The 13,805-nt window shown below is 42.5% G+C and carries 7 protein-coding genes; all 7 read left to right on the top strand.

Annotated elements, in window-relative coordinates:
* Positions 1–2: 2 nt before the first annotated feature.
* The 7 genes from glgX to recD all read left to right on the top strand — a co-directional run bounded on the left by glgX (position 3) and on the right by recD (position 13,652).
* Positions 3–2,006, top strand: coding sequence for a glycogen debranching protein GlgX (gene glgX, locus ELZ61_RS07175; RefSeq protein WP_126373625.1), 2,004 nt, complete (start codon positions 3–5; stop codon positions 2,004–2,006).
* A 31-nt stretch (positions 2,007–2,037) separates the two neighbouring features.
* Positions 2,038–3,345 (top strand): glucose-1-phosphate adenylyltransferase, encoded by a 1,308-nt coding sequence (gene glgC / locus ELZ61_RS07170; protein ID WP_126372511.1) that lies wholly within the window; start codon positions 2,038–2,040, stop codon positions 3,343–3,345.
* 75 nt (positions 3,346–3,420) lie between these two features.
* Positions 3,421–4,854, top strand: coding sequence for a glycogen synthase GlgA (gene glgA / locus ELZ61_RS07165; protein ID WP_126372509.1), 1,434 nt, complete (start codon positions 3,421–3,423; stop codon positions 4,852–4,854).
* A 133-nt stretch (positions 4,855–4,987) separates the two neighbouring features.
* Positions 4,988–7,450: a glycogen/starch/alpha-glucan phosphorylase gene (locus ELZ61_RS07160; RefSeq protein WP_126372507.1), complete on the top strand. Its 2,463-nt coding sequence runs from the start codon at positions 4,988–4,990 to the stop codon at positions 7,448–7,450.
* A gap of 167 nt (positions 7,451–7,617) precedes the next feature.
* Positions 7,618–7,974 (top strand): DsrE/DsrF/TusD sulfur relay family protein, encoded by a 357-nt coding sequence (locus ELZ61_RS07155; protein ID WP_115249681.1) that lies wholly within the window; start codon positions 7,618–7,620, stop codon positions 7,972–7,974.
* Between the two features lie 6 nt (positions 7,975–7,980).
* Complete coding sequence (gene recB, locus ELZ61_RS07150; protein ID WP_126373623.1) at positions 7,981–11,604, top strand: exodeoxyribonuclease V subunit beta; 3,624 nt, start codon at positions 7,981–7,983, stop codon at positions 11,602–11,604.
* Positions 11,604–13,652, top strand: coding sequence for an exodeoxyribonuclease V subunit alpha (gene recD, locus ELZ61_RS07145; RefSeq protein ID WP_126372505.1), 2,049 nt, complete (start codon positions 11,604–11,606; stop codon positions 13,650–13,652). Before recB ends, recD begins: the two co-directional genes overlap by 1 nt.
* Positions 13,653–13,805: the final 153 nt, after the last annotated feature.

The raw sequence follows: 13,805 nt of genomic DNA, 5'->3' as shown, positions 1-13,805 counted from the left end.
CAATGATCAGCACGGCAGTAGGAAAGCCTTATCCCTTAGGAAGTAGCGTTGAAATTTTGCAATATGCTTCAGGTGAGAAAAAAGTGGGGTGGAATTTTGCCTTATTTTCTTCCTGTGCAGAAAACGTCAAATTATGTTTATTTTTTGACGGACAAGAATTGCCACTGGAAATGTACCAAAGCGGAGATGTTTGGCATTTGTGGGTAGGCGATCTGCCTTATGGCACGCAATATGGCTTTCGTATTACGGGAAAAGACGGTGCATTGTGCAACCCACAAAAATTAATGCTTGATCCTTATGCCAAAGCTGTCATCGGCAAGCCAGATTTAAGTAGTGCAGAAAAACGGCAATGGTTTTTGCTCAGTGATCCGCGAGATAACGCCCATCTTGCCCCAAAAGCGGTATTGGAAAGCGAAGTGTTTGATTGGCAAGGCGATAAACCACTTGCTACCCCTTGGGCAGAAACCATTATTTATGAATTGCACGTTAAAGGTTTCACGCAACTGAGAGAAGATTTGCCTGAAGCTATTCGTGGCACTTATGCGGGGTTAGCGCACCCCACAATGATTGCCTATTTAAAAGATCTCGGCATAAGTGCGGTGGAAATTTTGCCCATAAATTATCACCTTGATGAACCCCATTTACAGGAAAAAGGCTTAGCCAATTATTGGGGATATAGCCCTTTAGCAATGTTTGCGGTGGAATCGGAATATTGGTCGGGACAAGCTGACACAACGCCATTAAGCGAATTTAAAACAATGGTTCGCGCACTTCACCAAGCGGGCATTGAAGTGATTTTAGATGTGGTATTCAACCACAGTATGGAATCAGAAAAACATTTTCCAACCTTTAGCCAGCGTGGAATTGATGATCGGACTTACTATTGGCAAAACGCACAAGGGGAATATCTAAACGCCACAGGCTGTGGCAATACCTTAAATTTAGCTAATGATATTACTCGCCGTTGGGTGTTGGATTGCTTAATTTATTGGGTGGAAGAATGTCATATTGACGGTTTCCGTTTTGATCTCGCCACAGTGTTAGGCAGAGAAACCCCAGCCTTTAACCCACAAGCACAGCTGTTTGCAGAAATTGCGCAAGAGCCGCGTTTACAGCACTGCAAATTTATTGCAGAACCTTGGGACATTGGCGAAGGGGGCTATCAAGTGGGCAATTTTCCAAGCTATTTTGCCGAATGGAACGATCGTTTTCGTGATGATCTGTGTCGTTTTTGGTTATGGAAAAGTGGTGAATTAGGTGGTTTTGCGCAACGTTTCGCAGGTTCAAGCGATATTTATCAAAATGGCGATCGCAAGCCGCATAATTCGGTGAATTTTATCACTGCGCACGATGGTTTTACCCTGTGCGATCTCACCAGCTATAACCAAAAGCATAATCTCGCGAATGGGGAAGATAATCGTGATGGTCGCAATGAAAATTACAGTTATAACCACGGCATAGAGGGCGTGGAAAATATTCCTGATGAAGTGAAATATCAACGCTTTTTAACTTGTTGCGGTTTGCTTGGCAGTTTGTTGCTTGCCAACGGTACGCCAATGCTGTTAGCGGGCGATGAATTTGGACATAGCCAACAAGGCAACAATAACGCCTATTGCCAAGATAATGAAATCACTTGGCTAAATTGGCAAAAATTTCAACCGCACTTATTTGAAGCTACAAAACAGTTCATTGCCTTGAGAAAAGCGATACCGAGTTTACAACGCGATGAATGGTGGAGTGAAAAAAATGTGCAATGGCGAAATGTGCAAGGGGAAATAATGACAGTGGCGGATTGGCATAATCCGCACAGCAAAGCAATGCAAATCCAGTTAGATGAAGACTGGTTACTTTTAATCAATGCAAAAGCAGAATTACAAACATTCTTGTTGCCCGAAGGGAAATGGGAAGTTGTATATTGTGGTGCGTCAGTACAAATGCAAGGAAATCGATGGGCTGTAAATGATCTCGCATTCGTATGTTGCACGAAAAAAGGAAATGACTATTGAGCAATCAATAAATTAATGCGAGGAAAATGCAATGAGCAACAGTATTTCAAAATCACCCAATAAATATGATCTTGTGAAAGATACCTTGGTGTTAATTTTAGCGGGTGGGCGTGGTTCACGGCTTTATGAACTCACCGATAAACGGGCAAAACCTGCGTTATATTTTGGTGGCAACAGACGAATTATTGATTTTGCGTTATCCAACTGTATTAACTCAGGGCTAAACCATATTGGTGTGGTTACCCAATATGCAGCACATTCATTATTACGCCATTTGCAAAAAGGCTGGTCGTTCTTGCCACAAGAGCGTGGTGAGTTTATTGATATGTTGCCAGCACGTCAGCAAATTGATGATTCCACTTGGTATCGTGGCACGGCAGATGCGGTGTATCAAAATATGGCGATTATTCGTGATCATTACTGCCCGAAATATATTTTAATCTTAGCAGGCGACCATATTTATAAACAAGATTATAGCCAAATGTTACTCGATCACGTTTCAAGTAATGCAAAATGTACCGTTGGCTGTATTGAAGTGGAGCGTGAAAAAGCCTGTGAATTTGGGGTAATGGCGGTAGATGAAAATCTTAAAGTAAAAGCTTTCGTTGAAAAACCAAAAGATCCTCCAGCAATGGCAGGCAAACCCAATGTGTCTTTGGCTTCAATGGGGATTTACGTGTTTAACGCCGATTACCTCTACGATATTTTAGAGCGTGAAGTGAACACCCCTTACACCTCTCACGATTTCGGTAAAGATGTATTACCAAAATGTTTAGAAGAAGGCACGCTTTATGCTCACCCATTCAGCCGTTCTTGTATGGGACGCAACACTGATGGCGAAATTTACTGGCGTGATGTGGGAACGTTAGACAGCTTCTGGCAATCCAACATTGACTTGGTTTCTGAAAATCCACAGCTGGATATTTATGATCAGCGCTGGCCAATTCGTGGTAACCCAACGCAAACTTATCCGTCAAAATTCTTTTATAGCAAATCAGACATTAAACCCGTGGATAACTGTTTGATTTCGGGCGGTTGTGTGATCACCGATGCGTCCATTAGCTATTCTGTGCTTTTCGATCGCGTTAATGTCCAAGAAGGTTCATTGGTGGATCACAGTGTGGTGCTGCCACAGGTTACCATTGGTAAAAATTGTACGCTTAAACGTTGTATCGTCGATCGTCATTGTGTGATTCCAGACGGAATGCAAATTGGCGTGGATTTAGAACTGGATAGCAAACGTTTTAGAGTGAGTAGTGGCGGCGTGGTGCTAGTTACCGCTTCAATGTTAAAGAAGCTCAATGGTGAAACAGTCGCCTTTGAAGCCCATTTAGATTAATACAACGAAAAGAGAAGTGCGGTGGAATTTTTATGAATTTTCACCGTATTTCTCTGTTTTAAGGAATAAAAAAGAATGAGAGTTTTACACGTTTGTTCAGAACTTTATCCGTTACTCAAAACCGGCGGATTAGCTGATGTGATGGGTGCATTGCCTTTTGCGCAACAGCAAATTGGAATGGATACCCGAATTTTACTGCCTGCTTATCCTGCCATTGCCGCAGGTATTCCTAACACCGTTGTAGTGGCGGAATTTGATAATTTTGCTGGGCATATTGTGCTACGTTATGGCGAATATAACGGGCTAGGCGTTTATTTAATTGATGCGCCGCATTTGTATGCCAGAGAGGGCAATCCTTATCACGATCAATGGTATAACGATTATGCCGATAACTATAAACGCTTTGCTTTGCTCGGTTGGGTTGGGGCAGAGCTTGCGGTGGGCTTAGATGCGTGGTGGCAAGCGGAAGTGGTTCACGCGCACGATTGGCACGCTGGATTAACCAGTGCCTATTTAGCGCTTAAAGGGCGCCCTGCAAAATCGGTATTTACCATTCATAATCTGGCTTATCAGGGTGTGTTTTCTTATCATCATTTGTTTGAGCTAGGTCTGCCGTTGGAAATGTTCCATATTGATGGCTTAGAGTTGCACGGACAAATTTCTTATTTGAAATCAGGGCTTTATTATTCCGATGTAGTTACCGCCGTTAGCCCAACCTATGCCAAAGAAATCACCACGCCAGAATTTGGCTACGGCTTGCAAGGCTTGCTACAAACCTTAGAGCATCAAGGGCGCTTAGTCGGTATTCTGAATGGGGTTGATGAGCAAATTTGGAACCCGAATGTGGATCACTACATTGAAGATCATTACAAATTAAAAGCAATGACAGGCAAACGCAAAAATAAAGAGAAATTGCAAGCCTATTTCAATCTCCCACAACAGCCTGATGCCTTGTTATTTGTTATGGTTACCCGTTTAACGGAACAAAAAGGCGTGGATCTACTTATTCAAAGCGCCGAAACCATTGTGCAACAAGGCGGTCAGCTTGCTTTACTTGGCTCAGGCGCACCGCATTTAGAAGAAGGATTACGCCACCTTGCCGAACGTTATCCTGAAAATATCGCAGTAAAAATTGGCTACGATGAAGCCTTATCACACCTAATTATTGCGGGTGGTGATGTGATTTTAGTACCAAGCCGTTTTGAGCCTTGTGGTTTAACTCAGCTTTATGGTTTGAAATACGGCACGTTACCATTAGTGCGCGCCACAGGCGGCTTGGCGGATACGGTGGTGGATAGCTATTCTGAAAACATCAAAGCGCGCAAAGCCACAGGATTTGTGTTTAATGATGCCGATGCGCAAGGTTTAAGTTGGGCGATTAACAATGCCTTTGCACTTTGGCAAAAACAACGCCTATGGCAAAGCGTGCGTGTGGTTGCAATGGAGCAAGATTTCAGCTGGCAAATCGCAGCCAGACATTATCAAGATTTATATCAACGTATTTTATAGCCTCATTATATTTTGCCTAAAATCTAAGTGCGGTGGAAAAATCTGCGATTTTAGGCTAATTTTTGTTGTGTTTTTATGCGAAAAGGATAAAAATACGCCGATTTTAAATTGAAATAGATTAGGAGAGCCATCTATGACAATGGATAACACCGATTTTCCATTTTCTTATAACCAACCTGAGCAAACCACAGAATCGCTGAAAAAGGCGATTGTGTATAAATTGATTTTCTTAATTGGACGTTCCCCACAAGAAGCAAGCCAACGTGATTGGCTAAACGCCACCCTTTATGCAGTGCGAGATCTGGTTACAGAGGGCTGGATTTCTACTGCCCGTCAATCCCGTGATGAAAAAACACGCCGTGTTTATTATTTATCAATGGAATATTTAATGGGACGCACCCTCTCTAATGCATTGATTGCAGAGGGCGTTTACACCCTTGCTAAAGACGCGTTAGCAGAGCTTGATGTGGATTTAGAAGAAATCATCGAAAAAGAAGTCGATCCTGGTTTAGGTAACGGTGGTTTAGGGCGCTTAGCTGCGTGCTTTATGGATTCGATTGCCACCCTTGCAATTCCTGGTATGGGTTATGGTATTCGTTATGAATACGGAATGTTCCAACAAGCCATTGAAGACGGCAAACAGGTAGAAAAACCTGATGCTTGGTTAGAAAAAGGCGCACCTTGGGAATTTATGCGACCGTCCAAACGCTTTAATATTCAATTTGGTGGACACATTTATTTTGAAGGCAAAAAATGCGTTTGGGATTCAAGCGAAGAAATCACCGCACTTGCTTATGATCAAATGATCCCAGGCTATGACAACGACAGTGCAGCGACCTTACGTTTATGGAGTGCCCACGCGGGGGATTCTTTCAATTTGGCAGAATTTAACCGTGGGGATTATTTCCGTGCCATTGAAACCCGTGCCGCAAGCGAAAATGTTTCTCGTGTGTTATACCCTGATGATTCCACTTGGGCAGGACGCGAATTGCGTTTACGCCAAGAATATTTCTTAGTTTCCGCATCGTTACAAGATATTATCAAACGCCACAAACGTACCCACGGCACAGTGAAAAATTTAGCCGATAAAGTTGCTATTCACCTCAATGACACTCACCCAGCCCTTGCCATTCCTGAATTAATGTATATTTTGGTGGATAAAGAAGGCTATGATTGGAAAACCGCGTGGGATATGTGCCGCCGTATTTTCTCTTACACTTGCCACACCTTAATGTCTGAAGCCTTAGAAACTTGGCCAGTGGAAATGATGGCGAAAAACCTCCCTCGCCATTTGCAAATTATCTTTGAAATCAACGATTATTTCTTGGAATATGTCCGCACTTATGTAACAACCGACGATGATTTTATTCGCCGAGTTTCTCTGATCGAAGAGGGCGATACGCGTAAAGTGCGTATGGGGTGGCTTTCAGTCGTTGGCTCGCATAAAGTTAATGGCGTTGCAGCAATTCATTCAGAGTTAATGAAAACCTCTACCTTTGCCGACTTCGCCCACATTTATCCAGAACGCTTTACCAATGTAACCAATGGGATTACGCCACGCCGTTGGATTGCAGTGGCAAACCCAGATCTTTCCGCCTTATTTGACCGTTATATCGGCACAGAATGGCGACGTGATTTGAGCTTATTGACGGAACTCAAAGCCCATATCAATGACGCAGAAGTGCAACAAGCCATTCCCGCGATTAAACGTGCGAACAAACAGCGTTTAGCCGACTATGTGAAAAAAGAATTGGGGATTGAATTAAGCCCTGATGCCTTATTTGATGTGCAAGTGAAGCGTATCCACGAATACAAACGCCAAATTCTCAACGTCTTGCATATCGTTGCACGTTATAACGAAATGCTAGAGAATCCAGAAAAAGATTGGACGCCACGCGTGTTTATTCTGGCAGGGAAAGCAGCATCAGCCTATTATGCGGCGAAACAAACCATTAATTTAATCAATGATGTGGCGAAAATCATCAATAACGATGAACGCTTGCAAGGTCGCCTGAAAGTGGTGTTTATTCCAAACTACAGCGTCAGCCTTGCTCAGATCATCATTCCTGCTGCGGATATTTCTGAACAAATTTCCCTTGCAGGAACAGAAGCATCAGGCACAAGTAATATGAAATTTGCCCTCAACGGTGCATTAACCTTGGGAACCTTAGACGGTGCAAACGTAGAGATCTTAGAAAACGTGGGCGAAGATAATATTTTCATCTTTGGTCATACCGTGGAACAGGTGGAAGAGTTACGTCGTAACGGCTACCGCCCATACGATATTTACCAAAGCAATGAACAGTTACGCCGTGTGATTGACCAAATCACATCAGGATTATTCTCGCCGAATGATCCGCATCGTTATCAAGATTTACTTAATGGCTTATGTTATCACGATTATTATCAATCCTTTGCTGATTTCCAAAGCTATGTGGAAGCACAAAAACGGGTTGATGAAAAATACCATGATCAAAAAGCGTGGACGAACAGCGCCTTGCAAAATATTGTCAATATGAGTTTCTTCTCATCAGACAGAACCATTGAAGAATATGCGCAAAAAATCTGGAAAATCCAACCGCTCAAATTAAACTAAGCTTTTGAGCAAACACCTTAACAAAAGTGGGCAAATCACAAATGCCCACTTTTTTATTATCCTTATCAGTGTAAAATAAGCGAGCATAACGCATTATAGGCAGTATGATTAATGCAGCTTAATCAAGCGACTATCCGCTCTCAAGCTGATCTCAAAAGGACATTCTTATGCAAAACATCTTATTTATTGTGCATTCTTCCCCTTATGGCGATGAACATTTTTTCAGCGCTTTACGCCTTGCCTTGCAGTTACAAGAGCAACATAAAAGTGCGGTGCAATTACGCTTATTTTTTATGTCTGATGCTGTGGTGGGTGGTTTAGCTCAACAACAGCCAGCAGAGGGCTATCATTTACAACAAATGATCGAAATTCTCACTGCACAAGGGGCGACCATTAAATTATGCAAAACCTGTGCCAATGCGCGTGGCATTCACAATGCACCGCTTGCTGATGGGGTGGAAATTGGCACATTAATTGAGCTTGCAGATTGGACAATGGAAGCAGATAAGGTACTGAATTTTTAATTTATGATGACGACAAAAACGCAAACACTCAATCCAGCCACAATGCCGTTGCAGGGAGTTAGCCTGATCGAAGCGTCCGCGGGAACGGGCAAAACCTACACAATGGCGTCTTTGTATATTCGCTTGCTGTTACAAGCTGGGGAGAATTGTTTTAGCCAGCCATTATCGGTGGATAAAATTCTCGTGGTAACCTTTACCGAAATGGCAACGCAAGAGCTGCGCGAGCGTATCCGTGCAAGAATTTACCATAGCAAACAGCTGCTTTTGCAATATCAAGCCACGCAGGATTTAGACGTGTTTAGCCAAGGGGGCGACCCTTTGCTTGGCGAGCTTGTACAAAGTTTGCCGGATATTCCTTTGGCGATTCAACGCCTTAACTGGGCGGAGCAGAGTATGGATACTGCCGCCATTTATACGATCCACAGTTTTTGTCGCCGTATGCTAATGCAATATGCCTTTAATTCGGGCGTGCATTTTAATTTAGAGTTGGTTACCGATGAAAGTGATTTACTCGCTCGCTTAATCAATGAATTTTGGCGTGAAAACTTTTATCATCAGCCTGTCATCGTGGCGAAATGGGTTTATGAAAACTTAAAATCGCCACAGGAATTACTGAAAACAATTAGGCCTTATTTAGGCAAAGAAGCCTTTGATGTTGCACTTTCTGCTCCAAGCCTGCTTGAACTTTCTCTTGATGAATTTTTCCAACAACATTTATTGGCTCGCTGTAAGGAGATTGATGAGTTTAAGCAGGAATGGTTGGCGAATGAGCAAGAACTCGCAGAATTTCTAGAAAAGAATAAAGCACAAATTAAAAATTACCGTGCAGATTATATGCTAGGACGCTTTGAGAAAATGCGTGCGTGGGCGGAAGATCCCGATAATTATAGCTTACCTGATATTCTCATTTATTTTACGGAAAAAGATATTGCTGCCAAAACCAAAGCAGATTTTGAGCCTTTGCAACATTCTTTATTAAGCCAAGCGGAAAAACTGATTGAACAGTCGGAAGGCATTTCCCTCACGTTGCCCATTGTGCTTTACCATTCCATTCAAACTATTCGACAAAAATTATTTGATTACAAAAATCATCACACGCAAAAAAGCTTTGATGATTTGCTGCGTTTAGTGCGCGAAGGCTTGTGTGGCGAGAATGGGCAAGAATTAGCCGCGCTGATTCGCAATCAATATCCCTTTGCAATGATTGATGAGTTTCAGGATACGGATGCCCAACAATACCAAATATTCTCTAAAATTTATATTGAAAATCAAACACCACAATCAGGCTTTATAATGATTGGTGATCCAAAGCAATCCATTTATAAATTCCGTGGCGCAGATATTTTTACTTATTTTAAGGCTTCACGACAAGCCAATCAGCGTTTTACACTGAAAGAAAACTGGCGTTCCACCACCACATTAATTCAATGTGTTAATGGGATTTTTGATTTTGAACAGCCAGCGCCATTTTTATTTGATGAAATTCAGTTTGAGCCCGTAAAAGCAGGGAAAAATCTACCGCACTTTAACCTTAACGGACAAGATGAGCCAGCTTTAAGTTGCTATTTAGGCGATGCGTATAATCAAGAGCAATTTGCCGAAACCTGTGCCATTTCCATTCAACAATGGTTAAAAAGTGTGGTGCAAAATCACGCAAAATTTGGTGATGAGCCATTGCAAGCCAAAAATATCGCGGTGTTAGTGCGCAGTTGGAAAGAAGCGCAGAGCGTTAAAACTGCCTTGCAAAATTTAGGCATTGCTTCGGTGTATTTGTCGGATAAAAGCAATGTGTTTGACAGCGAAACCGCGCAGGAATTAGCGCTAATTTTGCAGGCTTGTTTAAACCCATTGAATGAGCGCCACATTCTCAACGCCATTGCCACCCGATTATTTGGCTTAACTAGTGCGGAAATTTATCAAATTAAGCAAGATGAAAACCAGTGGGAACACTGGGTGGAAGCCTTTTTTGCCTATCAAAAAACCTGGCAACAAAAAGGTATTTTGGTGATGTTGCACCAATTATTGTTAAATGAAGAAAATCCACTCACCCAACGCTTGCTTGTGCGTAGCCAAGGGGAGCGTATTTTAACCGACTTCTTGCACTTGGCGGAGCTTTTGCAGCAAGCCAGCCGCTTAAACGAAAGTGAAGCCGCCTTATTGCGTTGGTTTGAAAAACAAATTCAAGGCACAGATCGGCTAGAAGAAAGCATTCGTTTAGAAAGCGAACGAGATTTAGTGAAAATCGTGACCATTCATAAATCAAAAGGATTGGCTTACGATTTGGTGTGGCTGCCCTTTATTGCCGCCCCTGCGAAAGGCGTCAAAGATACCATCACCACCTATTACGCGGTAGAACAAGATCAAGTGTTGTGGGATATGGAAAATCAGCAGTCGGTGCTGGTTTTGAAAGAAAATTTGGCAGAAGAAATGCGTTTGCTTTATGTGGCGCTCACCCGCGCTAAATACCAAGTGGCGTGTTGCCTGCCGCAATCCTTTGAGAAAAAATGGAATGGTTTGCTTTATGCCCTAAGCCAAGGGGCGATTGGCGAAAAGATAACATTCTCCGAAGCTTATGACACCAACTCATTATTGCAAGCCTTGCAACAAAAAGTGGGCGAGCCAAATGTTGCTATTCATCGTGTCGAAGATCTTAAAGCAAGCTCGCCTTTGGTTTCAGTTTCTCAAGATAAAATCTTTAGCCCAGCTATATTTAACGGCAATATTGAATATCATTGGGGAGTAACCAGTTTCACCGATATGGTGCATAAGCATCAGCGTAATAAATTGAAATTACAGGAAGAAAATGAAAGTGCGGGGCAAATTTCGTCAGTTTTTGATCAAGGTAAGGATTACGATTTCAACGTGCCACCAATACCAAATTTAGCTGAAGAAAATACGCCACCACAAGAAAATGAAAATGCTTATCCGCAAGGTTATAGCCCTTTTGAGTTACCAAGCGGCGTGCGGGTGGGGACGATTTTACACCGTTATTTAGAAAAAAATACCGCACAATCCGCCCTTGATGAGCAAAATTTAGCTAAATTATGCCAACTGTTACAGCTTGATGAGCAATGGATTTCCACCTTGCAACAATGGTTTAACGCCATTTATCACAGCCCATTATTGGCCGGGGAAAGCCTAACCCTTGCCCAAATTCAGCAACAAGATTGCTTAAAAGAAATGCAATTTTATTTGAAACTCAATAAAGCCTTTGATGCCACGGCGTTTAACCGAGCCTTGCAAGATTATCACCCATATTCTTCGCAAAATCTGATTTTTGAGCGCTTGCAAGGAATGTTGCGCGGCTTTATCGATCTCGTGTTTCGTCATCAGGGTAAATATTATGTGTTGGATTACAAATCCAATTTACTTGGTAACAAAATAGAAAATTATCAGCCTGCGCAGTTGCCTGAAGTGATGAAAAACGGTTTTTATGACTGGCAATATTTGCTTTACACCTTGGCATTGCACCGTTATTTACAAAACCGTGATCCACATTATCAATATGAGCGAGATTTTGGTGGCGTGATCTACACCTTCTTGCGTGGAATGAACGGACAAGATCAAAACGGTATTTATTTTGATAAGCCAGATTGGCGGCTAATTCAAGCCTTGGAGGAATTGTTTTAATGCTTGGGCTAATTAAAGAACTGAAAGAAAAAGGCGTGTTTAGCGAGGCCGATTACCATTTTGCATGGCTGATCGCCGAAAAACAGCAAGGTAAATCCTATTCCTTACGCCAACAAAATTTAGCGATTTTATTGGCGGCGTTGTGCAACTATTCTTATTTGCAAGGGCATAGCTGTTTGTTGCTTGAAGAAAATCTGGTGCAGAATCTGTTGCCTTACAGTGAACGAGAATACGCAAACCGTATTAATGAACAAATCGGTTTCTTGCCAGCCAGCCAATGGATTGCGGAATTGCAGGATCATATTGCGTTTACCACTGAGCCGAAAAGCAAGGTTGCCCCTTTGGTATTCCAGTTTAACGCCTTGTATTTTTATCGCATTTGGCAAGATGAATATCGTGTGGCGGAATATTTTGCCAATGCCATTAAACGCACTGAATACCGTTCAGAAAAGCAAAGTACCAAACAAAGTGCGGTGCAAAATTCCGCAATTTTTGACCGCACTTTTGATCCGCAAGCCATCGCTACCATTTTGCAAAAATATTTTCCAGCTTCACCACAAGCACCGCAAATTAACTGGCAAGAAATTGCGGTGGCAATGGCGCTGAAACAGTCTTTCACCTTAATCAGTGGTGGGCCGGGAACGGGCAAAACCACCACCGTAACACGCTTGTTACTTGCTTTGCAGGAGTTGTATCAACAAGGTTTACGCATCAAACTGGTTGCGCCCACTGGAAAAGCTACCGCGCGGTTAAAAGAGAGTATGGACAATTCCTTAGCTCGCTTGCAAGCAGAGCTAGCTTTGCCTGAAACCTTAATTGCAGCCATTCCCACTCAGCCTGAAACCTTGCACCGCTTGCTTGGCGTGCGTTTTTATGAAGAAACGCCACGTCATAATAAACAAAACCCATTGCTTATTGATGTGCTGGTGGTGGACGAATCTTCAATGATTGATTTATCCCTAATGGCGAAATTATTACAAGCCCTAAAACCGCAAACCAAATTGATTTTGTTAGGCGATAAAGATCAGCTTGCTTCCGTGGAAGCAGGGGCGATTTTGGCGGAGTTAGGCAAATTTCTAGCGCAGGGATACAGCCCTGATTTTGTGGCTTATTTACAACAAACCACAGGGCAACATTTGCCAGCGGTGGAGAAAGGAAATCCAATTCGCGATCATCTTTGCCATTTAACCCAAAGCCATCGTTTTGATGAACATTCCGCCATTGGTCAGCTTGCGAAACTGATTAATCAAGGCAAAGCTGAAGAAAGCTGGCAGCTGTTGCAAGCAGGGGATTTAGCGAAAAGTGATGTTGTAACAAACTCACCCTTAACCTTAGTGGATTTTATGCAATTTGTACAAGAGATGGACGTGAATACGCTGGCGTATCAGCAATATTGTGCCAACCTGATTGTGAAAAGTGCGGTGCAAAATTACGCTGATTTTTTAACCTTAATTCAGCAAATTACAGCACAAAATCAGCCGTTAGATTCAGAAAAAATTCAGCAAATTTTCACCGCATTTAACAAAGTTCGCTATCTCACCGCATTACGCGTAGGGGAGTTGGGCAGTGAAAAACTCAATCGAGGCATTGCAGAGGGGTTGCGTGCAAAAGGCTTAGTGCAATTTAATCAAGCTCGTGAACATTATCTCGGTAAACCTATTATGATTACGCAAAACGACAGCAATGTGGGCTTGTATAATGGTGATGTTGGGCTGTATTTATTGAATTTTGATGAACAAGGAAAGGCACGCGGGCATTTCTATTTTGAAAATGGTAAACGCGAATTAGCTAGCCGTATTCCAAGCCACGAACCCGCTTTTGTGATGACCGTACATAAATCGCAAGGTTCTGAATTTGATCACGCTTTTATGGTGTTGCCCACTGAACCCAATCCGATTTTATCCCGCGAGTTGGTTTACACCGGCATTACTCGCGCCAAAAGCCGAGCCACCGTGTTTAGCACGGAGCAAAGCTGGAAAACGGCAGTGAAAAAGCCAACCAAACGGCAAAGTGGGTTAGCCTTGTTGTTGCAAAAAATTGTTGAATGAATTAAGAATAAGGTTATCTAACAAGGACAAAAGAGCGGTGAAAAAATCAGAAATTTTTCACCGCTTTTTGCTTTTATTTCAACCTAAAAATTCACGTCTTTAGTGTAGCATAATACCCATATCAATATAGCTCACGATACCACCAGTATTTTT

Origin of the sequence: Avibacterium volantium (genome assembly GCF_900635775.1) — a bacterium.
Classification (GTDB): Bacteria; Pseudomonadota; Gammaproteobacteria; order Enterobacterales; family Pasteurellaceae; genus Avibacterium; species Avibacterium volantium.
The sequence above is the reverse complement of the archived record's forward strand: the minus strand, read 5'-3'. Positions and strand labels throughout refer to the sequence as shown.

What these genes read in the sequence shown, in the direction of transcription:
- glgX (WP_126373625.1), top strand. Translation starts at nt 3, where the DNA reads ATGATCAGCACGGCAGTAGGAAAGCCTTATCCCTTAGGAAGTAGCGTT.
- glgC (WP_126372511.1), top strand. Translation starts at nt 2,038, where the DNA reads ATGAGCAACAGTATTTCAAAATCACCCAATAAATATGATCTTGTGAAA.
- glgA (WP_126372509.1), top strand. Translation starts at nt 3,421, where the DNA reads ATGAGAGTTTTACACGTTTGTTCAGAACTTTATCCGTTACTCAAAACC.
- ELZ61_RS07160 (WP_126372507.1), top strand. Translation starts at nt 4,988, where the DNA reads ATGACAATGGATAACACCGATTTTCCATTTTCTTATAACCAACCTGAG.
- ELZ61_RS07155 (WP_115249681.1), top strand. Translation starts at nt 7,618, where the DNA reads ATGCAAAACATCTTATTTATTGTGCATTCTTCCCCTTATGGCGATGAA.
- recB (WP_126373623.1), top strand. Translation starts at nt 7,981, where the DNA reads ATGACGACAAAAACGCAAACACTCAATCCAGCCACAATGCCGTTGCAG.
- recD (WP_126372505.1), top strand. Translation starts at nt 11,604, where the DNA reads ATGCTTGGGCTAATTAAAGAACTGAAAGAAAAAGGCGTGTTTAGCGAG.